This is a genomic window from Actinophytocola sp. (assembly GCF_045807065.1).
In the GTDB taxonomy this organism is placed as follows: Bacteria; Actinomycetota; Actinomycetes; order Mycobacteriales; family Pseudonocardiaceae; genus Actinophytocola.
This window is the reverse complement of record NZ_JBJMIE010000417.1, coordinates 1-20,846: the sequence shown is the minus strand read 5'-3', so window position 1 is coordinate 20,846 and position 20,846 is coordinate 1. Positions and strand designations below refer to the sequence as shown.

The following is a 20,846-nucleotide window of genomic DNA, read 5'->3' as shown; positions in this document are numbered from 1 at the left end:
GGCGAGGAGGGCTGCGAGGGCTGGGCGACGACGGCGACCGTCTGCCAGCCGGCCACCTCCGGCCCCAGGAACAGCGGGCCGGAACCGGAACTCATGCGTTGACCTTCTCCCTAATCCCCGAGAACAGGTCGTCCTCGGGCAACGTCGTGTCGACCAGGGACCGCACCAGCTCGTACTCCTCGTACGGCCAGACCTCCCGCTGGATCTCCAGCGGCACGAAGAACCAGCGGCTGTTGGGGTCGATCTGCGTCGCGTGCGCGAGCAGCGCGGCGTCCCTCTTCTCGAAGTATTCCCCACACTCGACCCGCGTCGTAACCCGGTCCGCGACATCGCCGCGCTGCTCGTCCCACTTGTCCAGCCACTCCTGGTACGGGGACTCCAGGCCGCGGGTCAGCAGCGCGTCATGGATGGCCTGCATGCGCTTGCGGGAGAAGCCGTGCGAGTAGTACAGCTTCAGCGGCGTCCACGGCTCGCCGGCCTCGGGGTACAGGTCCGGGTCGCCGGCCGCGTCGAACGCCGCCATCGACACCTCGTGGCAGCGGATGTGGTCGGGGTGCGGGTAGCCGCCGTTCTCGTCGTAGGTGATGACCACGTGCGGCTTGAACTCACGCATCAGCCTGACCAGCGGCGGGACCGACTCCTCCAGCGGCACCAGCGCGAAGCAGCCCTCCGGCAGCGGCGGCAGCGGGTCGCCCTCGGGCAGGCCGGAGTCGACGAAGCCGAGCCAGCGGTGCTCGACACCGAGGATCTCGGCCGCGCGCGCCATCTCCTTGCGGCGGTACTCGGGTATGTTCTCGAGCACGTCCGGCCGCTCCATGGCGGGGTTGAGGATGGACCCGCGCTCGCCACCGGTGCACGTCACGACCATGGTCTCGTGCCCCTCGGCGCCGTACTTGACCAACGTCGCGGCACCCTTGCTGGACTCGTCGTCCGGATGTGCGTGCACCGTCATCAGACGCAGCTTCTCGGCCATGACCTTCGCGTTCCTCCCTGGACGTCCCCCGGCGGCGGGTGCTCATCACGGTGAGCGGATACTCGGCTCGGACATACGAACCATTCCGGCGGGGTGCATTGTTCCCGCTGGGTGAGACATTCTTGCGGAGGCCCGAGCATGACCGCCCCCAGTGGGACGTCGCTGGCGGATCGCTACGGAACCAAACCGAAGCGGACCAGCCGGCGCACCTACTGGATCGTCGGCGCGATCGCGCTGGTCGTGAGCGCGTTCGTGGCGTGGATCGGGTACGTCAACTTCGGTACGGCACCGATCGAGACGCAGACCACGAGCTACGCCAACCTCCCGAACAACCAGATGAAGATGACGTTCGAGGTCACCAGGGACACGCCCGGGCGTCCCGCGGTGTGCATCGTGCGTGCCCGGGTGCTGGACGGCAGCGAAGGAGGCCGCAAGGAGGTGTACATCCCGCCTGCGCAGGGCGCCACGACGGTGACGACGGTCATCACGAGCAGCGGCGAACCGGTCACCGCCGATGTTTTCGGGTGCTCCTATCAGGTACCCATATATCTGTCCACGCGCATGCCGCCAAGAGGGTGAACTAGAGGACCACCCTCCGGCCAGTCGGACGAAACGGACAAGCGAGTTCTTGCATCCGTGATATCCTGACGTACCTGCACGGCCCCTTGCGGGCCGTGTTTTTCCGTTCCGGGTGTCCGCCGCCCGCCCGGAAACTACCGCCCCGAATCCCCGGGATCCGGAAGTATTGACGAGGAGTTGGTGACCGTGAGCGACACCCAGGTGACCTGGCTGACCCAGGAGGCCTACGGTCGGCTCAAGCAGGAGCTCGACGAGCTGATCGCGAATCGCCCGGTACTCGCCGAGAAGATCAACACGAGCCGCGAAGAGGGTGACCTCAAGGAGAACGGGGGCTACCACGCGGCCCGTGAGGAGCAGGGGCAGAAAGAGGCGCGGATCCGCCACCTGCAGGAACTGTTGCGCAGCGCGAAGGTCGGCGAGGCTCCTCGCAACGACGGGCTGGCCGAGCCCGGGAAGGTCCTCACGATCCGGTACGAGGGGGACGACGAGGACGAGAAGTTCCTACTCGCCACTCGTGAGGAAGGTGCCGAGGGTGAGCTCGAGGTGTACTCACCCGAGTCGCCGCTGGGGAAGGCACTGCTGGGCGCCAAGGAGGGTGAGACCCGGTCCTACGAGCTGCCCAACGGTTCTACGCAGAAGGTCACGCTCATCAAGGCTGTTCCGTACGCTGGTTGATCTCTGCCGCGGCTTCGGGGACCCGGTGGGTCCGGGGCCGCGGGTGGAGTGGGGCACTGCTTGGCGAAGGGCTCGAGTTGGTCATGGCCGCCTGAGCCCTTCGTCCGTACTGGTTGGCTTGAGGCTCTGTGTCGCCACGCGTTCCAGTAGCGGGCGGACTCGTGGAGGGATCGGGGTCGACAGGGCGATCGAGGTCGACATTCGGCTCACCCACTGGACGTTGACCACCTCGTCGATGACCCTCTGCAGGTCCGCGTTCGACTTGGCGACCATGCGGACCAGGAGGTCGCCTTCGCCCGTGGTGGCGTGGGCTTCGCAGACCTCGTCTATGGCCGCCAGGCGTTCTGCCACCTCCGCGCGTTTGCCCTGCGCTATCTCCAGCACCGCGAAGGCGGTCAGGCCGTAGCCCATCGCCGCCAGGTCCACGTCCGGCGGGAAGCCCCTGAGCAGGCCCTTCTGCTCCAGGCGGTCCATGCGGGCCTGCACCGTGCCCCTCGCCACGCCCAGGCGGCGGGAGCACTCCAGGACGCCCAGCCTCGGTTCGTCGGTGAGCAGCAGCAACAGCCGTGCGTCGAGCTGGTCTATCTCCACTGGCTCGCCTCCCTGCGCACCCTGCTCACTCTGCCTGCTCAATGTGCGGCCCAGCTAGGCAGTTTGTCCAGTGCTGATGTCGACTGTTGCGCAGGCTGCCCTGTCCACGGATCCTGCGGTTACCGCAGAACATCCAGAGAGGGAGGGCGTCATGACCGGCACACTCGGCCAGGACCGTCAGCTCGACGACGTCAGCTTCGACCAGCTGCGCCAGCTCGTCGGGTTGGTCGACTACGACTCGTCGAAGGATCCCTTCCCGGTGCGGGCCATGGACGCGGTCGTGTTCGTGGTCGGCAACGCCACGCAGACCGCCTGGTTCTACCAGGTCGCGTTCGGGATGCGGCTCGTCGCGTACTCCGGTCCGGAGACGGGGAACCGCGGCCACAAGTCGTTCGTGCTGAAGTCCGGCTCCGCCCGTTTCGTGATCAACGGCGGCGTCACCCCGACCAGCCCCCTGCACGACCACCACCGCAAGCACGGCGACGGCGTGGTCGACCTCGCACTGGAGGTGGCCGACGTCGACCAGTGCGTCAAGCACGCGCGCGCCCAGGGCGCGACCATCCTGGAGGAACCGCACGACGTCTCCGACGAGCACGGCACGATCCGCCGCGCGGCCATCGCCGCCTACGGCGAGACCCGGCACTCACTGGTCGACCGTTCCCGCTACAACGGCCCGTACCTCCCGGGCTACGTGGCGAAAGAGTCGACGATGCCGCGGCGCAAGCGCCTCTTCCAGGCCGTTGACCACTGCGTGGGCAACGTGGAACTCGGCAGGATGGACTACTGGGTCGAGTTCTACAACCGCGTCATGGGCTTCGTGAACATGGCCGAGTTCATCGGCGACGACATCGCCACGGACTACTCGGCCCTCATGTCGAAGGTGGTCTCGAACGGCAACCACAGGGTCAAGTTCCCCCTGAACGAGCCGGCCATCGCCAAGCGCAAGTCCCAGATCGACGAGTACCTGGAGTTCTACGACGGCGCCGGCTGCCAACACATCGCCCTGGCCACCAACGACATCATCGGCACGGTCACCGCGATGCGCGAGGCGGGCGTCGAGTTCCTGGACACCCCAGACTCCTACTACGACGACCCAGAGCTGCGCGAACGCATCGGCCAGGTCCGAGTCCCGATCGAGGTGTTGAAAGAGCACCGGATCCTGGTGGACCGAGACGAGGACGGCTACCTACTCCAGATCTTCACGGCCCCCATCGGCGACCGCCCCACGGTGTTCTACGAATTGATCGAACGCCACGGCTCCCTCGGCTTCGGCAAGGGCAACTTCAAAGCCCTGTTCGAAGCCATCGAACGCGAACAGGAACGCCGCGGCAACCTCTGAACAAACACAAAGAGCAATGAGAAATGAGATGGGAGAGGCGAAAGCCTCTCCCATCTTTCTTACATCGAGCTTGAGCGGAGGAAGCCGGACTTGAAGGTCGTCGCCAAGCCGTTGACCAGGGAGATCGAGTTGGCGGCGCGATCGAGCGCCTTCGTGGCCGAGCTTGTTGCCCGATGGATAAGTGCAGGCCACGAGCTTGATCAATTTAGGCTACGTGGTATCGAGCCCTAACCGGACCTACAAAACCCACCCAACTTGCCAACCCCCCACGCACCAGCCCTAACCAGACCTGCAAAACCCACCCATCTCGCCAACCCCCCACACACCAGCCCAAGCGGACCTGCAAAACCCACCCATCTAGCCAAGCCTCTCCCCACGCACCCCGGCCCCCCGGCCCACCCCGGGCCCCCCCTCAACAACCCACCACCATCAATGCGCCTGCTAAAAACCCCGAGCAAGCCCACTAACCCCATGAACAGCAGGCGCAACCTTCCCATCCCGCTGCGGAGTAACAGGCGCGGGCGGCAACTGCTCAGGATCCACGCAGCTCCCCACCAGCTCAACCTGCCCGTCATCGTGCAGGACGTACCGCCCGGGATCGGCACACCCGGCCTGCTGGACGCTGAACACCGCGACCCCACCCAACGCCACGGCGGCCAGTGTCGCCCCCGCCAGTGGAAGCACACCCGCGATCCGCGCCCCGACCGCCATGCTCGTCTCCTGCATCCAGGTCAAATTCGTGTTGGAATCGAGAATACCCGGGTTGGGGGACGGGTGGCGGGGATGCGCGGATCTCGTCTCGGCGGGTGGGTCAGTCGAGGGCCTGCAGCAGGTCCTGGACCAGGTCGGTCCCGTCCTCGATGCCCACCGACAGTCGCAGGACGTCACCCGAGACCTGGAGCGGGGAGCCCGTGGTGCTGGCGTGGGTCATCTTGCCGGGGTGCTCGATCAGCGACTCGACGCCGCCGAGCGACTCGCCCAGGATGAACAGCTTCGTGCGGGCCGCGACGGCCAGTGCCGCCTGCTCGCCGCCGGCCACCGAGACCGACACCATGCCGCCGTAGCGCCTCATCTGCTTGGCCGCGATCTCGTGGCCGGGGTGGTCGGGCAGGCCCGGGTAGTAGACCTTGGTGATCTTCTTGTGGCCCAGCAGTGCCTCGACGATCCGCTCCGCGTTGTCGCTGTGCCGTTCCATGCGCAGTGCGAGGGTCTTCGCGCCACGCAGGGTCAGCCACGCGTCGAAGGGGCCGGGCACGGCGCCGACGGCGTTGCGCAGGAAGCCGAACTGCTCGTTCAGCTCGTCGTCGGAGGTGATCAGGGCGCCGCCGACGACGTCGGAGTGGCCGCCAAGGTACTTGGTGGTCGAGTGCAGCACGACGTCGGCACCGAGGCCGAGCGGCGACTGCAGGTACGGGGTGGCGAACGTGTTGTCCACGACCAGCCGCGCGCCGGCCGCGGCCGCCACCTGCGCGAGCGCGGCGATGTCGGCGATGCCCAGCAGCGGGTTGGTGGGCGTCTCGGTCCAGATGACCTTGGTGGTGGGCCGGACGGCGGCACGCGCGGCGTCCGCGTCGGCCAGGTCGACGGTCGTGTACTCGACGCCCCAGAGCTTGAGGACCTTGTCGAGCAGGCGGAACGTGCCGCCGTACGCGTCGCCGCCGAGGATCACGTGGTCGCCGGGGCGCGTCATGGTCCGCAGCGCGACGTCCGCGGCCGCCATGCCGGACGCGAACGCGAGCCCGTGCCGACCGCCCTCGAGCGAGGCCAGCGCCTCCTCGAGCGCCGTGCGGGTGGGGTTCGCGCTGCGTGAGTACTCGTACCCACCCTCACGCACGCCACCGACGCCGTCCTGCGCGAACGTCGAGGTGGCGTAGATCGGGACGATGACCGAACCCGTACGCGGGTCAGGGCGCTGACCTGCGTGAATAGCGCGCGTTTCGAATCCCCATCGACTCGTGTCCTCTGCCATGAGGACAAGATTACGGGTTTCCGGTCGCGTGCCCATCATGTGGGACTACAGGTCGAATGGGAATAACTCCCCCTCGGCTCGCTGCCGACCGTAGTCGTTCGAGCGGGGCCCTCCTCCAGACGAGTGGCAGGTCAGGCAAAGAAAAACGCCGGTGGGCAGCTGCCCACCGGCGTCTCTCAGGTCACCACTGCTGCGGCGGCCCACCCTGCTGGGGTGGCTGGCCGTAGCCCTGCTGCGGCGGCTGCTGCCCGTAGCCCTGCTGGGGTGGCTGGCCGAACCCCTGCTGGGGCTGCCCGAAACCCTGCTGCGGCGGCTGCCCGCCGAACCCACCGGACTGCGGCGGCCCGCCGAACCCACCACCGGGACCAGCCAGCGCGGACTCACCACCGAGGAACTTCTTGGTCTGCGGGATGAACGCGAGCGCACCGATCGCGGCGACGATGATGCCGCCGATGAGCGCCCAGATCGGCACGTTCGGCTTGTCACCGCCGCCGTCGCCGATGGCGCCCTGCGTGGCGAGGTAGCCGATGCCCGCGATGAGCATCAGCGCACCGGCCGCCGCGGTGACGTAACCCGCGAGCTTGTGCTTCAGGAAGATCAGGACGCCACCGGCGATGGCGCCGACGGCGCCGACCAGCGCGATGATCGTCCACAGCCACAGGGTCCCCGGCGAGGGAAGGTTGAGCTGGCCGAGCTGGTCCTTGATGCCCGCCTGGTTGATGCTGTCCGAGTAGTCGCTGAGGTCACCGAAGTCGGTCAGCGCCATGATGGCGACGAGCAGGCCCAGGAGCGCCGCAAGGCCGGCGAGCCCCCAGGAGATCATCTGGGTGTTCTGGCCCTGCCCGCCGAAGCCCGGCCCCGAGCCGAGACCCGGCTGCTGCGCGAACCCACCCTGCTGCGGCGGGTACCCGGGCGGCGGCTGCTGCCCGTACCCGGGCGGCTGGCCGTACCCCTGGGGCTGCTGCCCGTACCCGGGGGGCGGCTGCTGGCCGGGGTAGCCCTGCTGCCCGTAACCCTGCTGCCCGGGGAACCCGCCCGTACTCGCGTCCGCACCGGGCGGCGGCGCGTACGGCGGCTGCTGCGGGGGCAGCGATCCGGGCGGCACCATCTGCGTGGCGCCGGAGTCCTGCTGGTGCGGCTGCTGGCCGAAGGAGCCGGGCGACACGACCTGCGTGGCGCCCGAGTCGTCGCCGGCGGCCGGCGGCCGCTGACCGGGTTGGATCGCCTGAGTGCGCTCAACACCGTCAGCGCCGGTCTGGCCGCCGTGTGGCGGCACCTGCTGGCCCGGCTGGATCGCCTGTGTCGGACCCGCGTTCGTGAGGGCAGGGTTCTGGTTCTCTCCCTCCCCCTGCTGCGGTGGCTGGCCGCCCTGCCACGGTTGGTTCGGCGGCTGCGGAGCGCTCATCGGGCTACAACCCCTTACACCTGTTTCGTCGAGTTTGTTCGCCCAACGCTAGTCCATCGGGTGATGACCTGCTGGTAACGGCACAGAAGTCGAGAACGATCTAGCGGCCCGCGAGGAAGCCGAGCAGGTCCTGCCGGGTCACCACGCCGGCCGGCTTGCCGTCCAGCAGCACCAGGGCGCCGTCCGCGGACGACAGGGCCGACATGGCCGCCGTGACCTGCTCACCTGCGCCGATGGTGGGCAGCGGGGGCGACATGTGGCTCTCCAGCCGGTCCGCCAGTGCCGCCTTGCCGGTGAACAGCGCCTCCAGGAGGTCACGCTCGTTGACCGCGCCCACGACCTCGGCCGCCATGACCGGCGGCTCCGCGTTTACGACCGGCATCTGGGACACGCCGAACTCACGCAGGATGGTCACGGCGTCCGAGACCGTCTCGTTCGGGTGGGCGTGCACGAGGTCCGGCATGGCGCCGCCGGTGCCCTTGCGCCGCAGCACGTCGCCGACCGTGGCGCCGGAGTGCTCGGGCGGGAGGAAGCCGTAGGAGGCCATCCAGTCGTCGTTGAAGACCTTCGACAGGTAGCCGCGGCCGCCGTCGGCCAGCAGCACGACCACCACGTCGTCCGGGCCGAGCCGCTTGGCCAGCCGGATCGCGGCCGCCGCCGCCATCCCGCACGAGCCGCCGACCAGCAGGCCCTCCTCACGTGCCAGCCGCCTGGTGACCTCGAACGACTCGGCGTCGGAGACCGCGATGATCTCGTCGGCGATGGTCCGGTCGTACGCCGCCGGCCAGAAGTCCTCGCCGACGCCCTCGACCAGGTACGGCCGGCCGCTGCCGCCCGAGTACACCGAGCCCTCCGGGTCGGCCCCGACGACCTTCACCCGGCCGTCGGACACCTCCTTGAGGTAGCGGCCGGTGCCGGAGATCGTGCCGCCGGTGCCGACACCCGTGACGAAGTGCGTGACCCTGCCCTCGGTCTGCCGCCAGATCTCGGGGCCGGTGGACTGGTAGTGGCTCTCGGCGTTCTCCGGGTTGGAGTACTGGTCCGGCTTCCAGGCGCCCTCGATCTCGCGGACGAGCCGGTCGGAGACGTTGTAGTAGGAGTTCGGGTGCTCGGGCGCGACCGCGGTCGGGCACACCACGACCTCGGCGCCGTACGCCTTGAGCGTGTTCCGCTTGTCCTCGGAGACCTTGTCCGGGCACACGAACACGCACCGGTAGCCCTTGCGCTGGGCGACCATCGCGAGGCCGACGCCGGTGTTGCCCGAGGTCGGCTCGACGATCGTGCCACCGGGCTTCAGCTCACCGGAGGCCTCCGCCGCCTCGATCATCCGCAGCGCGATGCGGTCCTTGACGCTGCCGCCGGGGTTGAAGTACTCGACCTTCGCGAGCACCGTCGCGGACACCCCCTCGGCCAGCGCGTTCAGCTTGACCAGTGGGGTGTTGCCCACGAGGTCGGACACATGCTCGACGTACTCCACCCTGCACTCCTCTCGACTCCGTGAACGAGCGTAACGAGGCGCTATTACCACTGGCCGGCCAGTTCACCTAACAGGTTCAAGTTCAGTTCGAGCGGCTCGCGAGCGACACACCACAGACTCGATAACGAGTCGGCCATCTTCACACGGACGTGACTACCGGCTGCGACACTCGGGATGGGAGGACGGCGATGACTGGAGCCCGCGCGCTCAAGGCGCTCATCTTCGCCGCCGGCTCGGTCGGCGGACTGTCCGGTGCGGCATATGGCCTGCTCACCGGCCAGTCCAAACGTGCCCGCTCGATCATCGGACTGCCGAAGGATCTCCCGCTGAACGCCGACGGGCTGTACTTCCCGGACGGTTCCGGTCCGTTTCCGCCCACGCGTGGTGACTCTCTGTCGTTCGCCGTGCTGGGTGACTCGCTGGCCGCCGGGCTTGGTGCGGAGTTACCGGACCTGTTGCCGGCCGTTCGCCTGGCCCGCGGACTGGCCGACGAGCTCGACCGCCCGGTGCGGCTCGTGACGCACGCCATCAGCGGCTCCCGCACCACCGACCTGGAGGCGCAGGTCGACCGCGCGCTGATCGACCCGCCGGACCTGGCGCTGGTGATCATCGGCGGCAACGACGTGACGACCAGGACCAGCATCGGCATGTCGGCCACGCTGCTCGGCCGCCAGACCACGCGGCTGGCCAACGCCGGCACGACGGTGGTCGTCGGCACCTGCCCCGACCTGGGCATCATCCAGCCGATCCCGCAGCCGCTGCGGACGATCGCGAGCCGGTACTCGCTCTCGCTCGCGCGTGCGCAGCGCCGGGTGCTCGACCAGCTCGGCGTGCGGGCGGTGTCGCTCGCGGCGCTGCTGTCGCCGGAGTTCTACGCCCGCCCGCGGGACCTGTTCAGCGACGACCGCTTCCACCCGAACGGCGAGGGGTACGAGTTCGCCGCGAATGTGTTGCTCGCGCCATTGTGTGCCGCCATGCACTCCGTCCGCGTAGCCTCCTGGTCAGGTGTCTGACAGAGGAGTTGGCATGCCAGAGGCGGTCATCGTGTCCGCGGTCCGCTCGCCGATCGGGCGGGCCGGCAAGGGTTCCCTGATCGACGTCCGGCCGGACGACCTTGCAGCGCAGATGGTGCGCGCCGCGCTGGACAAGGTCCCGGCACTGGACCCGACCGAGATCGACGACCTGATGCTCGGCTGCGGCCTGCCGGGCGGCGAGTCCGGGTTCAACATGGGCCGGGTGGTCGCGGTCCTGCTCGGGTACGACCACCTGCCCGGCTGCACGGTGACGAGGTACTGCGCCTCGAGCCTGCAGACCACCCGCATGGCGTTCCACGCGATCAAGGCCGGCGAGGGTGACGTGTTCATCAGCGGCGGCGTCGAGACGGTGTCCCGGTTCGCCAAGGGCAGCTCGGACAGCTGGCCGGACACGCACAACCCGCTCTTCGCGGACGCGGAGGCCCGGACGACGTCGACCGCGGCCGAGGGCGCCGAGGAGTGGCACGACCCGCGTTCCGATGGCTCGGCGCCGGACATCTACATCGCGATGGGCCAGACCGCCGAGAACCTGGCGCTGACCAAGGGCGTGACGCGCAAGGAGATGGACGAGTTCGGCGTGCGGTCGCAGAACCTCGCCGAACAGGCCATCAAGGACGGCTTCTGGGCACGCGAGATCACCCCGGTGAAGCTGCCGGACGGCCGCGTGGTCGACACCGACGACGGCCCGCGACCAGGCGTCACGTACGAGAAGACCGCCCAGCTCCAGCCCGTCTTCCGCCCGAACGGCCGGGTGACCGCCGGCAACTGCTGCGCACTCAACGACGGCGCGGCCGCACTGGTGATCATGTCCGACACGAAGGCCGCGGAGCTCGGCCTCACGCCGCTCGCCCGCATCGTGTCGACGGGTGTCTCCGGGCTGTCGCCGGAGATCATGGGCCTGGGCCCGGTGGAGGCGTCGAAGCGCGCGCTGGCCCGAGCCGGCATGACGATCGGCGACATCGACCTGGTGGAGATCAACGAGGCGTTCGCGGCGCAGGTGATCCCGTCCTACCAGGACCTGGGCATCGACATCGACCGCCTGAACGTGAACGGCGGCGCGATCGCGGTCGGCCACCCGTTCGGCATGACCGGCGCCCGCATCACCACGACCCTCATCAACTCCCTGCAGCACCACGACAAGCAGTTCGGCCTGGAGACGATGTGCGTGGGCGGCGGCCAGGGCATGGCGATGGTGCTGGAGCGCCTGAACTGACGCATCGGCACGGCGCGCACCGGTAACGCCCGCACCGGCCCGACGGGGGCGGCGACACGCCGTTCCCGCATCGGAGGGCGCATGGTCACCAGGCGGAGCGGCGCTCCGTCGGGAAACCGGTCCAGCGCAGCGAGGGCGGTAGGTGGGACTGGTCGTTGAACGTCACGAGGTTCGGTGGCCAGCCCTGCCGGTACTGGATGATCGTGAGTGCCGCGTTGGCCGCGTTGATGCCCAGCCAGCGGGCGGTGGGCGCGCCGAGTGCGGCACGCACGAACCAGCACACGATCTGGCTGTGCGTGATGATCAGGTCCGACCGCGGTACCGGTGCGGTGAACTCGGCCAGCGCGCGGTTCGCGAGGGCGGGACCGACTTCGTGTTGTTGCGTCGAGTAGTCCGCGACGTGCGCGAGCGCGACCGAGGCGAACTCCGGTGCCAGCTCGATCGCGGACGGTGCGTACGGCAGGTAGTCGCCGACCAGCGGGGACACCGAGACCCGCACGCTCTTCAGCGCCGAGGACACCAGCGCGGCGGTCTCCGCCGCCCGTCTCACCGGGCTGTGGAAGACCTCGGTGAGCGGCACGTCCGCGAGCCGCTCACCCAGCAGCAAGGCCTGTGACCGGCCAGCGTCCGTCAGTGCTCCGGAAGCCTCGCCGTGCCTTGCCAGGTAGAGCGTTCTCAAACGCTCGGGGCCATCCGTGTGGCCGCCATGATCATGCGGTCGAACGCGTCGCCGTCCTTCGGGTCGTACAGGCCGGCGAGCAGCTTCAGCACGAGCTTCATCAGCGTCGCGCGCGGCAGGCCGTACTTCGTGGCCGTGCGCATGACGAGCGGGTTGCCGATGAGGCGGCTGAAGATGTTGCCGAGGCGGTAGTAGCTGCCAAGCGCCTGCTTGAGCGCGAGCGGGTACCCGTGCAGGGCCTTCTCCCGCGCCGGGCCCTCCGCACGCGCCAGCGCCTGCACCACGACCTCGGCCGCGAGCCTCGCCGACTCCATCGCGTACCCGATCCCCTCTCCGTTGAAAGGGTTCACCATGCCGCCCGCGTCACCGACGAGGAGCAGCCCACGCGAGTAGTGCGGCGTGCGGTTGAAGCCCATCGGAAGGGCCGCTCCGCCGATCTTGCCGATGGCGTTGTGCTCGCGGAACCCCCATTCTTCCGGTGTCCCGTCCAGCCACGACCGCAGCAGCGCGCGGTAGTCGGTCTTGCCGAACGCCTTCGAGGTGGACAGGATCCCGAGGCCCACGTTCACCGTGCCGTCGCCCATGCCGAAGATCCAGCCGTAGCCCGGCAGCAGCTTCGGTTCCGCCGGGTCGCTGCGGTCCCACAGCTCGAGGTGCGACTCCAGGAAGTCGTCCTTGCTGCGCGGCGACGCGTAGTACCGCCGCACGGCCACACCCATGGGCCGCTTCTCGAGCTTGTCGATGCCGATGGACAGCGCGAGGCGCGCGGACACCCCGTCGCACCCGAGGACGATCGGCGCCCGGTAGGTCACCGGCTGACGATCCGACCCCACCTTGGCCGTCACGCCGACCACGCGGCCGTTGCGCTCGTCGGTGACGGCACCCGTGACGTTGGTCTGCTCCAGGAGGCGCGCGCCGGCCCGCTGGGCGGTGCGGGCGAGCATCTCGTCGAAGTCCTGCCGCGGCCGCACCACGCCGTAGGGCGGGAAGGTCGCGAGGTCGGGCCAGTCGAGCTCGAGCGTGACCCCGCCGCCGACCACACGCAGCCCCTTGTTGTGGAGCCAGCCGGCCTCCTCCCGGGTGTCCACCCCGAGGTCGATGAGCTGCTTCACGCCCCGCGGGGTGAGACCGTCGCCACACACCTTCTCGCGCGGGAACGTGCTCTTCTCGAGCAGCAGCACGTCGAGCCCGGCCCGGGCGAGGTAGGTCGCCGCCGTGGAGCCGGCTGGCCCGGCGCCGACCACGATGACCTCGGCGTCCTCTGCCGGCTTGCGTCGGCTGGGCGTTCCCATCACGGCTCCCTCACGCTTGTGAAAACCTTCACGAACCACCCGCATTTTATCTTGCGAGTGCTGATCCGAAACGGACAGCGCCTGACCGGCGATTCCAGGTTGTCACGAACTCGCGTCGCCTGGGGACCGATATGCCGAGTACCGCCACCCCGGCACCTGTCCGGCAGGTGGCCGCGGTGACGTGCGTCATGACCTTCGTGACCTGCGTCGTGGGGGCACTCGGCACGTGGGCGACGTGGCACCATTACCTGGTCGGGGTGGACTACGTGGCCGGCGAGCCGGGCGTCGGCGTGGCGGCCTACGTGAGCGCGGACAACACGGCCGCCAACATCGGACTGCTGTGGCTCATGTCCTACGGCGTCACCGCCGTGACCTTCCTTACCTGGTCGTGGCGAGTCAGGTTCAACTCGCAGCTGCTGTGCCCCGTCCCGCACCGGCTGGCGCCGGGCTGGGTCATCGGTGGCTGGTTCGTGCCGGTCGTCCCTCTGGTCGTGCTGGAGGACGTGTGGCGGACGTCGCGCCCGCACGTGGCCGAGGTCTCACACGCGCGTGAGCTGCCGAAGGCGCCGCTGGTCCGCTCCTGGTGGGCCGCGTCGATGGCGTGTGTCGTGGCCGCGCTGTGGCTGGCCGCGGTCCGCGGCGGCGAGCCGGACCTGGACACCGTCCTGGACATCGCGATGACCACGACGGTGCTGGCGGTGCTGCAACCGGTGGCGGCCACCCTGGAGATCGCCATGGTCCGCCACATCACCGAGTGGCAGTCCACCGCCTGACAGTCCACAGAGGACCAGCCGGGTCGGTGAACCGCGGTGCGCGAAGGGTCACCGCGCTGGCTTGATCGCCCTGTGCAGCGCGACGACACCCATCGTCAGATTCAGCCACTCGACCTCGTCCCAGCCGGCCTCGGCCATCAGCAGAGCCAGCCCACGCTGGTCGTGCCAGTCGCGCATCGACTCGGCCAGGTAGGCGTACGCATCCTTGTTGGAGGAGAACGGCCGGGTGATCTTCGGCAGCAACCGCAGTACGACGTTGTGGTGCAGCCACCGGATCGGCCCCCACACCGGCTGCGACACCTCGCAGATCACGACGCGCCCGCCCGGACGCACGACGCGGCACATCTCGCGCAGGGCGGCCACCGTGTCGTCCATGTTGCGCAGCCCGAACGACACCGCCACCGCGTCGAAGGAGTCCGTCGCGAACGGCAGGTGGAAGGCGTCGGCGGCGACCTTCGGCACGTCCCGGTGCACGCCGACGTGGAGCATGCCCAACGAGAAGTCGGCAGCGACACACCACGCGCCGGACTTGGCGTACTCGGCCGTCGACACGGCCGTGCCCGCGGCCAGGTCCAGCACGCGCTCGCCCGGCGCGGCGTCCAGCACCCGTCTGGTCAGCCAGCGCCACCGACGGTCGAACCCGAGCGTCATCACCGAGTTCGTCCGGTCGTAGCCCTTCGCGACGCCGTCGAACATCTCGGCCACGTCGCGTCGGTTCTTGTCCAGCCCGGCACGTGACATGCCCGAACCCTACGACACCCGCTGCGCGGCCAGCACGCTGGCGCTCACCTGTGCATAGTGACCCAGCAACTCGTCACACACCGCCGACCACGTCCGCCCCAGCACCGACTCCCGCGCCGCCGCGCCCAGCTGCCACCGGGCGTGGCGGTCCCGCAGCAGGTTCACGCACGTGCACAGCTGCTCCGCGAACCGGTCGTCGTCGTACGGCTCCAGCAGGTAACCGGTTCGGCCGTGCTCGACCAGGTCTAGCGGGCCACCCGCGGCCGGCGCGAGCACCGGCAGGCCGGAGGCGAGGGCCTCCTGCGCGGCCTGGCAGAACGTCTCGAACGGCCCGGGGTGGACGAACACGTCGAACGAGGCGTACGCGGTGGCCAGCTCCAGGCCGGTGCGGAAGCCGAGGAAGGCCGCGGTGGGCAGCTGCCTGCGCAAGGCCTCCTCCGCCGGGCCCTCGCCGACGATGACCACCCGCACGCCGGGCAGGGCGTTCAGGGCGGCGAGCCGGTGCACCTGCTTCTCCGGTGCGAGCCGGCCGACGTAGCCGACGAGCAGCTCGCCGCGCGACGCGAGCATCGACCGCAGGACCGGGTCGACGCGGTGCGGCGCGAACAGCGACGTGTCGACGCCGCGTGCCCAGCGGTGCACGCGTGGCACGCCGTGGTCGGTCAGCGCGCGGACCGAGGCGTGGGAGGGCGCGAGCGTGCGGTCGGCGTTGCTGTGCAGCTTGCGGATCCACCGCCAGGCGGCGCGCGCGCCGTGCTTGAGGCCGTAGGCGGCGGCGAAGCCGGCCACGTCGGTCTGGTAGACGGCCACGGTCGGCACGCCGAGCCGTCTCGCGGAGCGCAGACCGGAGGCGCCGAGGACGAACGGCGACGCGAGGTGGACGACGTCCGGCGCGAAGTCCGACAGGGCGGTGTGCACCTTCGGCGACGGCACACCGATCGGCAACGAGCTGACGACCGGCAGGTCGACCGCGCGGACGCGGCGGACGTCCGCGTGCCGGTACCGGTCAGGACCCGGACCCGGCGCCACGACCATGGCGTCGTGGCCCCGCCGCTCCAGGTGCTCGACGACACGGAGAACCGAGTTCGTCACGCCGTTCACCTGGGGCAGAAAGCTCTCTGTGACGATGGCGACTCGCACGGAAGGACCGTCGCAACCTGTCCTTCTGTCCGTAGAACGCTGAGTTGACCTCCCGGCGAACGTTGCGCCAAGAGTTATGCGTCGTAGTCGACGGTGACCTCGGCGGACAGCGGCAGCGCCTGGCAGGTCAGCACGAAACCGGCGGCGACCTCGTGCTCCTCGAGCGCGTAGTTCCGCCGCATCTCGACCTCACCGGAGGTGACCCTGGCACGACAGGTGCCGCACACGCCGCCCTTGCAGGCGAACGGAAGATCGGCGCGCACACGTTGCGCGGCGTCGAGAATGGGCGTGTCGGCGGGCAGGGTGAGCGTGGTCTCGCGGCCGTCGAGCAGCACGGTGACGCGCGCGACCGGACCTTCCACGGTGGACTCGTCCGGTCGCTTGGGCTCGGGAGGTGGTTCGTCCACGTAGAACAGCTCGCGGTGGATGGCGCCGCGTGGCACGTCGTGTGCGGCGAGGGCGACGTCGGCGTCCCGCAGCATGCCGTACGGGCCGCACAGCCACCAGTGGTCGACCTCGGACGTCGGCACGACGCCGTCGAGCAGCTTGGCGATGCGGTCGGCGTCGAGGCGGCCGGAGAACAGCTCGACGTCGCGCGGCTCGCGGGAGAGCACGTGGACGAGCTGGAACCGTTGCGGGTAGCGGTCTTTCAGGTCGGCCAGCTCGTCGGCGAACATCACCGTGTCGCTGCGGCGATTGCCGTAGAGAAGAGTGACGTGAGTGTCCTTGTTGGACAGCAAGGAGGTGATGATGGACAGTGCGGGCGTGATGCCGGAGCCCGCGACGATGAACGCGTGGCGTTGACCGGTGCCGTCGGGGGTGAACTTCCCTTGCGGGCGCAGGACTTCGAGGGTGTCTCCCGGCGCGAGCTGGTCGACGATGCGGGCGGAGAACAGGCCGTTCTCGACGCGGCGGACACCGATCCGCGGCGGCGCGCCGGCTGGTGCGCAGATCGAGTACGAGCGGCGTTCCTCGACGCCGTCGATCTCCTGGCGGAGCGTGAGGTACTGGCCGGGGCGGAAGGCGAACTCGTCCGCGAGGTGCGGCGGCACGTCGAAGGTGACGGCGACCGCGTCCGCGCAGAGCCGGTCGACCCTGGCGACCGGCAGCTCGTGGAAGGCGGGGCGGCCCATCAGATCTCCTTGACGTGCTCGAACGGCTCACGGCAGTCCTCGCAGCGGCGAAGCGCCTTGCACGCGGTCGACGAGAAGCGGGACAGCTCGGTCGTGCGCGGCGAGCCGCAGCGAGGGCAGGCAACCCGCGACGGCGGCGGCACGAGGTTGAGGGGAACCGGCCCGACGCCCGTGCCCCGCGGCGGCACGCCCGTGCCCCGCGGCGTGGCCTTGCGCCGCGGTGGTGCGATGCCGTGCTCGGCGAGCTTGCGGCGGCCTTCCTCGCTGATCCAGTCGGTGGTCCAGGCCGGTGCGAGGACGGTGCGGATCTCGACGTGGTCGTATCCGGCGTCGAGGAGCGTGCGGCGTAGGTCGGCACGCATCTCGTCCAGGGCCGGGCAGCCGGAGTACGTGGGTGTGATGGTGACGACGACGTTGCCGTCCGCCTCATGGACGTCTCGGAGCACACCCAGATCCGCGAGGGTGAGCACGGGTAGCTCCGGGTCGAGCACCTGCTCCGCGACGGCTCGAGCCGATACCGCGGTCACCACTTCGCTCCGGGCATCGAGCGGGCCAGGTGCTGCATCTCCGCCAGCAGGTAGCCCATCGCCTCGGTGTGGACGCCGTCGCGCCCCGCGCGGTCGCCGACGAAGGACATCGGCTCGACCGTCGGGGTCTCCAGGGACGCCGCCGTGAGCACCTGGTCGAGCACACCGTCCACTTCGGATCGCACGGAGGTGGGGTCCACCGCGACGCCGGGTAACCGGAGTTCCACCTCGTGCGCGGTGAACAGCTCCGTCACCAGTGGCCACACGCGGTCCAGGCCGGCGACCATGCGGGTGCGCGAGTACTCCGTGCCGCCGGCGAGCCGCAGCGTCCACTGGGCCGCGTGGTCGCGGTGGTACGCCAGCTCCTTCACGCCCTTCGCCGCGATCGCGGCGAGGACCGGGTCGGACGACGTCGTCAGGCGTTGGAACACCGCCAGGCGCCACGTCGAGAACACCAGCAGCCGGGCGATCGTGGTCGCGAAGTCGCCGCCCGGGCCCGGGCCGCAGTCGATCTCCACCAGGCGTACGTTGCGGAACTCGTGCTCGTCGCGCAGGTAGGCCAGGGCGTCCTCGTCGCGGCCGGCGCCCTCCACCTCGCCTGCTCGCGTCAGCAGCAGGCGTGCCTGGCCGAGCAGGTCCAGCGCGATGTTCGCCAGCGCGACGTCCTCCTCCAGCTCCGGCGCGCGTGAGCACCACTCCGCCAGGCGCTGGGACAGGATCAACGCGTCGTCGGCCAGCATCAGGCAGTAGGCGAACAGGTCCTCGGTGGACACCGCGGCCGGCACCGCGCGGTCCACCCCCGCCAGCGGGTCGTCGAAACCCGTGCCGAAGGCCCAGTGGTGCTCGTCGTTGTCTGAGGTGATCGAGTCGTACGCGTTGTCGAAGCTCATAGGTGCGGCACGTCCTCCGGGATGGTGTAGAACGTCGGGTGCCGGTACACCTTGTCGCCACTCGGGGCGAAGAACGGGTCCTTCTCGTCCGGGGACGACGCCGTGATCGCGGCCGCCGGCACGACCCAGATGGACACGCCCTCGTTGCGCCGCGTGTACAGGTCGCGGGCGTTGCGCAGCGCCATCTCGGCGTCCGGCGCGTGCAGCGAGCCGACGTGCACGTGGTTCAGGCCGCGCTTGCCGCGGACGAACACCTCCCACAGCGGCCACGACGACCTGGCCCCGGCACCAGCAGAACCGGCAGTACCAGTCACGCGACCACCTCCGCCGACGACGAGCGCGCGGCGTAGGCGGCCGCCGCCTCGCGGACCCAGGCGCCGTCCTCGTGCGCCTTGCGCCGGTGCTCGACCCGCTGCTTGCTGCATGGGCCGTTGCCGCCGACCACGCGCCAGAACTCGGCCCAGTCGATCTCGCCGTAGTCGTGGTGCCCGCGGTCGGGGTTCCACCGCAGCTCCGGGTCCGGCAGCGTCACGCCCAGCGCCTCGGCCTGCGGCACGCTCATGTCCACGAACCTCTGCCGCAGCTCGTCGTTCGTGTGCCGCTTGATCCGCCACCGCATCGACTGCTCGGTGTTGGCCGACTCGGTGTCCGGCGGGCCGAACATCATCAGCGACGGCCACCACCACCGGTTCACCGAGTCCTGGACCATCCGGCGCTGCTCGGGAGTCCCGCGCATCATCGTCATCAGCAGCTCGTAGCCCTGCCGCTGGTGGAACGACTCCTCCTTGCAGACGCGGATCATCGCCCGCGCGTACGGCCCGTACGAGGTGCGGCACAGCGGCACCTGGTTGCAGATCGCCGCGCCGTCGACCAGCCAGCCGATGACGCCGACGTCCGCGAAGGTCAATGTCGGGTAGTTGAAGATCGACGAGTACTTCTGCCGGCCCTCGACCAGCTTCTCCGTCAGGTCCGCGCGGTCGGCGCCCAACGTCTCGGTCGCCGCGTACAGGTACAGCCCGTGGCCGGCCTCATCCTGCACCTTGGCCAGCAGGATCGCCTTGCGGCGCAGTGACGGCGCGCGGCTGATCCAGTTGGCCTCCGGCTGCATGCCGATGATCTCGGAATGCGCGTGCTGGGCGATCTGGCGGATGAGCGTCCTGCGGTAGCCGTCGGGCATCCAGTCCCTCGGCTCGATCCGCTGCTCGGCCTCGACCAACCGGGTGAAGTCGTCCTCGCTCACGCCCCGATGTTACATCTCGAAGCAGATTCTGAGGAGAAGTGTTACATCCGGCGGCGGAGCCACCACAGCGCGGGCACGACCACCGCCCACACCCCGACCAGCGTCAACCCCACCGGCAGCAGTGTGACGAAGGCCCCTCGATTGGCCACCCGCACCAGCTCGGGGTTGTTCTGGCTGTACTCGACCTGCACGACATCCCCGACCCTGAGTCCCGAGGGGTACAGCACCCCGGTCTGCGGGATGTGCTCCGCGCCGTCCGGCGTGTAGAAGAGGACGAGGGTGCGGGCGAAGTTGATGGAGACGACCTCGGCGGCCGCGGAACCCGTGTTGTCGTCGATCGAGATGTCCTCGGTCCAGGCGCCCACCACGAGCACGACGCACAGGAACGTGACCACACCGGCGAACGCGAGCAGGCCGCGCCTCACCCACCGCCGCGCCCGCGGCCTGCGAGTCACCTGCTGTGTCACACCGCTGAGCGTAGCCACGCCGGCCGCAACCCTCGGACACGCCCTTCACCCGACCGGGCTACTCCACGGGCAGACGGTTGCGCGGTTCTCGACCGGCTGGCGCAATACGACCGGATTACTCCTTTTGGTTTACGCCGTTCGTTGGGTCCCGAAAATATTCGCTGTCCGTAATATTCCCTGCGCACCTGGTCAGGCTATGGAGTGATCCGGTGTTGGAAAATCGTGGAGGACGCGTGCAACGAAGAGTTCTCGTCGGTCTCGCTACAGCCGCTCTCATGGCGGCTGGGCTGACGACAATGGGTACGGCCGCACAGGCGGCACCACCTCCGGGCGACACGGCGAAGTCGGTCGCTGCGCCCGTCGACGATCTGCCGAGCCCGGCCGAGGAGAAGCAGCGCGCACTGCGCCAGGAGGCGCTCTCCGACGTGCTCAGCGGCAAGAAGAAGCCCGAGCGGCGCGGCGACAGCACCGTCGTGAGGATGGGCACGAAGCCCGGCCCGACGACCAAGGGCAAGAACAAGCGCGGCCACGTCGACCAGTACGTCGAGCTGTCCCGCGAGAAGACCGACAAGATCTTCGTCGTGCTCGCGGAGTTCGGCAACGAGCGGCACCCGAGCTACCCCGACCAGGACACCTCGGCGGCGTTCCCCGGCCCGGCCACCTTCGAGGGACCGCTGAACAACGCCATCCCGCAGCCGGACCGTTCGGT

21 protein-coding genes and 1 pseudogene are annotated in these 20,846 nt (G+C 69.5%); 7 read left to right on the top strand and 15 right to left on the bottom strand.

Translation table 11 applies throughout. The annotated features are described in order from the left end of the window. Window positions 1-91 precede the first annotated feature (91 nt). A complete protein-coding gene (gene mca, locus ACJ73U_RS24475; protein WP_407780037.1) occupies window positions 92-973 on the bottom strand; it encodes a mycothiol conjugate amidase Mca in 882 nt (293 codons plus the stop codon). Between the two features lie 138 nt (window positions 974-1,111). Between mca and ACJ73U_RS24470 the strand changes: the two genes are divergently transcribed. Both ACJ73U_RS24470 and greA read left to right on the top strand, forming a co-directional pair. Then, window positions 1,112-1,552 carry a DUF4307 domain-containing protein gene (locus ACJ73U_RS24470; protein ID WP_407780036.1) on the top strand — a complete coding sequence of 147 codons (441 nt, stop codon included), beginning with the start codon at window positions 1,112-1,114 and terminating at the stop codon, window positions 1,550-1,552. Between the two features lie 177 nt (window positions 1,553-1,729). Then, window positions 1,730-2,227, top strand: coding sequence for a transcription elongation factor GreA (gene greA, locus ACJ73U_RS24465; protein ID WP_407780035.1), 498 nt, complete (start codon window positions 1,730-1,732; stop codon window positions 2,225-2,227). Between the two features lie 81 nt (window positions 2,228-2,308). Here greA and ACJ73U_RS24460 read toward each other — a convergent pair whose 3' ends face one another. Further along, window positions 2,309-2,818, bottom strand: a complete 510-nt coding sequence (locus ACJ73U_RS24460; RefSeq protein WP_407780034.1) for an Lrp/AsnC family transcriptional regulator — start codon at window positions 2,816-2,818, stop codon at window positions 2,309-2,311. Window positions 2,819-2,969: 151 nt separating this feature from the next. Here ACJ73U_RS24460 and hppD point away from each other — a divergent pair, with 151 nt between their 5' ends. Further along, window positions 2,970-4,157, top strand: coding sequence for a 4-hydroxyphenylpyruvate dioxygenase (hppD, locus tag ACJ73U_RS24455; protein ID WP_407780033.1), 1,188 nt, complete (start codon window positions 2,970-2,972; stop codon window positions 4,155-4,157). A gap of 811 nt (window positions 4,158-4,968) precedes the next feature. Here hppD and ACJ73U_RS24450 read toward each other — a convergent pair. The 3 genes from ACJ73U_RS24450 to ACJ73U_RS24440 form a co-directional block, all read right to left on the bottom strand. Then, window positions 4,969-6,126 carry a cystathionine gamma-synthase gene (locus tag ACJ73U_RS24450; protein WP_407780032.1) on the bottom strand — a complete coding sequence of 386 codons (1,158 nt, stop codon included), beginning with the start codon at window positions 6,124-6,126 and terminating at the stop codon, window positions 4,969-4,971. A 181-nt stretch (window positions 6,127-6,307) separates the two neighbouring features. Beyond that, complete coding sequence (locus ACJ73U_RS24445) at window positions 6,308-7,531, bottom strand: hypothetical protein (RefSeq protein ID WP_407780031.1); 1,224 nt, start codon at window positions 7,529-7,531, stop codon at window positions 6,308-6,310. Between the two features lie 100 nt (window positions 7,532-7,631). Then, window positions 7,632-9,008, bottom strand: coding sequence for a cystathionine beta-synthase (locus ACJ73U_RS24440; RefSeq protein WP_407780030.1), 1,377 nt, complete (start codon window positions 9,006-9,008; stop codon window positions 7,632-7,634). A 188-nt stretch (window positions 9,009-9,196) separates the two neighbouring features. Between ACJ73U_RS24440 and ACJ73U_RS24435 the strand changes: the two genes are divergently transcribed. Next, window positions 9,197-10,021, top strand: a complete 825-nt coding sequence (locus ACJ73U_RS24435) for an SGNH/GDSL hydrolase family protein (RefSeq protein ID WP_407780029.1) — start codon at window positions 9,197-9,199, stop codon at window positions 10,019-10,021. 13 nt (window positions 10,022-10,034) lie between these two features. Further along, window positions 10,035-11,255: an acetyl-CoA C-acetyltransferase gene (locus ACJ73U_RS24430; RefSeq protein ID WP_407780028.1), complete on the top strand. Its 1,221-nt coding sequence runs from the start codon at window positions 10,035-10,037 to the stop codon at window positions 11,253-11,255. 85 nt (window positions 11,256-11,340) lie between these two features. Here ACJ73U_RS24430 and ACJ73U_RS24425 read toward each other — a convergent pair whose 3' ends face one another. Beyond that, a complete protein-coding gene (locus ACJ73U_RS24425; protein WP_407780027.1) occupies window positions 11,341-11,934 on the bottom strand; it encodes a histidine phosphatase family protein in 594 nt (197 codons plus the stop codon). Continuing rightward, the gene (locus ACJ73U_RS24420) at window positions 11,931-13,226 is read right to left on the bottom strand and encodes a geranylgeranyl reductase family protein (RefSeq protein ID WP_407780026.1); all 1,296 of its coding nucleotides are present in this window, start codon (window positions 13,224-13,226) and stop codon (window positions 11,931-11,933) included. Before ACJ73U_RS24420 ends, ACJ73U_RS24425 begins: the two co-directional genes overlap by 4 nt. Before the next feature lie 188 nt (window positions 13,227-13,414). Here ACJ73U_RS24420 and ACJ73U_RS24415 point away from each other — a divergent pair, with 188 nt between their 5' ends. Further along, window positions 13,415-13,999 carry a DUF4328 domain-containing protein gene (locus ACJ73U_RS24415; protein ID WP_407780025.1) on the top strand — a complete coding sequence of 195 codons (585 nt, stop codon included), beginning with the start codon at window positions 13,415-13,417 and terminating at the stop codon, window positions 13,997-13,999. A gap of 48 nt (window positions 14,000-14,047) precedes the next feature. Here ACJ73U_RS24415 and ACJ73U_RS24410 read toward each other — a convergent pair whose 3' ends face one another. From ACJ73U_RS24410 to ACJ73U_RS24375, 8 genes are all read right to left on the bottom strand, one after another. Beyond that, entirely contained in the window at window positions 14,048-14,740 is a 693-nt protein-coding gene (locus tag ACJ73U_RS24410) for a demethylmenaquinone methyltransferase (protein ID WP_407780024.1), read from the bottom strand. A 9-nt stretch (window positions 14,741-14,749) separates the two neighbouring features. Continuing rightward, the gene (locus tag ACJ73U_RS24405) at window positions 14,750-15,832 is read right to left on the bottom strand and encodes a glycosyltransferase family 4 protein (protein ID WP_407780023.1); all 1,083 of its coding nucleotides are present in this window, start codon (window positions 15,830-15,832) and stop codon (window positions 14,750-14,752) included. 122 nt (window positions 15,833-15,954) lie between these two features. Then, entirely contained in the window at window positions 15,955-17,013 is a 1,059-nt protein-coding gene (gene paaE / locus ACJ73U_RS24400) for a 1,2-phenylacetyl-CoA epoxidase subunit PaaE (protein WP_407780022.1), read from the bottom strand. Then, on the bottom strand, window positions 17,013-17,543 hold the full coding sequence (gene paaD / locus ACJ73U_RS24395; protein ID WP_407780021.1) for a 1,2-phenylacetyl-CoA epoxidase subunit PaaD: 531 nt from the start codon (window positions 17,541-17,543) through the stop codon (window positions 17,013-17,015). Before paaD ends, paaE begins: the two co-directional genes overlap by 1 nt. Continuing rightward, window positions 17,537-18,430 carry a 1,2-phenylacetyl-CoA epoxidase subunit PaaC gene (gene paaC, locus ACJ73U_RS24390; RefSeq protein ID WP_407780020.1) on the bottom strand — a complete coding sequence of 298 codons (894 nt, stop codon included), beginning with the start codon at window positions 18,428-18,430 and terminating at the stop codon, window positions 17,537-17,539. Before paaC ends, paaD begins: the two co-directional genes overlap by 7 nt. Beyond that, window positions 18,427-18,744 (bottom strand): 1,2-phenylacetyl-CoA epoxidase subunit PaaB, encoded by a 318-nt coding sequence (gene paaB, locus ACJ73U_RS24385; protein ID WP_407780019.1) that lies wholly within the window; start codon window positions 18,742-18,744, stop codon window positions 18,427-18,429. The genes paaC and paaB overlap by 4 nt, the downstream gene beginning before the upstream one ends. Next, entirely contained in the window at window positions 18,741-19,670 is a 930-nt protein-coding gene (paaA, locus tag ACJ73U_RS24380) for a 1,2-phenylacetyl-CoA epoxidase subunit PaaA (RefSeq protein ID WP_407780018.1), read from the bottom strand. The genes paaB and paaA overlap by 4 nt, the downstream gene beginning before the upstream one ends. A gap of 41 nt (window positions 19,671-19,711) precedes the next feature. Beyond that, complete coding sequence (locus tag ACJ73U_RS24375) at window positions 19,712-20,137, bottom strand: DUF3592 domain-containing protein (protein WP_407780017.1); 426 nt, start codon at window positions 20,135-20,137, stop codon at window positions 19,712-19,714. A gap of 275 nt (window positions 20,138-20,412) precedes the next feature. Here ACJ73U_RS24375 and ACJ73U_RS24370 point away from each other — a divergent pair. After that, window positions 20,413-20,846 (top strand): annotated as a pseudogene (locus ACJ73U_RS24370) (protease); the annotation flags it as partial.

Excerpts from the sequence above, each read along its gene's own strand:
- ACJ73U_RS24420 (WP_407780026.1), bottom strand. The coding sequence starts at position 13,226 with ATGGGAACGCCCAGCCGACGCAAGCCGGCAGAGGACGCCGAGGTCATC.
- ACJ73U_RS24435 (WP_407780029.1), top strand. The coding sequence starts at position 9,197 with ATGACTGGAGCCCGCGCGCTCAAGGCGCTCATCTTCGCCGCCGGCTCG.
- mca (WP_407780037.1), bottom strand. The coding sequence starts at position 973 with ATGGCCGAGAAGCTGCGTCTGATGACGGTGCACGCACATCCGGACGAC.
- ACJ73U_RS24470 (WP_407780036.1), top strand. The coding sequence starts at position 1,112 with ATGACCGCCCCCAGTGGGACGTCGCTGGCGGATCGCTACGGAACCAAA.
- paaE (WP_407780022.1), bottom strand. The coding sequence starts at position 17,013 with ATGGGCCGCCCCGCCTTCCACGAGCTGCCGGTCGCCAGGGTCGACCGG.
- ACJ73U_RS24450 (WP_407780032.1), bottom strand. The coding sequence starts at position 6,126 with ATGGCAGAGGACACGAGTCGATGGGGATTCGAAACGCGCGCTATTCAC.
- ACJ73U_RS24410 (WP_407780024.1), bottom strand. The coding sequence starts at position 14,740 with ATGTCACGTGCCGGGCTGGACAAGAACCGACGCGACGTGGCCGAGATG.
- paaC (WP_407780020.1), bottom strand. The coding sequence starts at position 18,430 with ATGAGCTTCGACAACGCGTACGACTCGATCACCTCAGACAACGACGAG.
- ACJ73U_RS24445 (WP_407780031.1), bottom strand. The coding sequence starts at position 7,531 with ATGAGCGCTCCGCAGCCGCCGAACCAACCGTGGCAGGGCGGCCAGCCA.
- ACJ73U_RS24415 (WP_407780025.1), top strand. The coding sequence starts at position 13,415 with ATGACCTTCGTGACCTGCGTCGTGGGGGCACTCGGCACGTGGGCGACG.
- ACJ73U_RS24430 (WP_407780028.1), top strand. The coding sequence starts at position 10,035 with ATGCCAGAGGCGGTCATCGTGTCCGCGGTCCGCTCGCCGATCGGGCGG.
- hppD (WP_407780033.1), top strand. The coding sequence starts at position 2,970 with ATGACCGGCACACTCGGCCAGGACCGTCAGCTCGACGACGTCAGCTTC.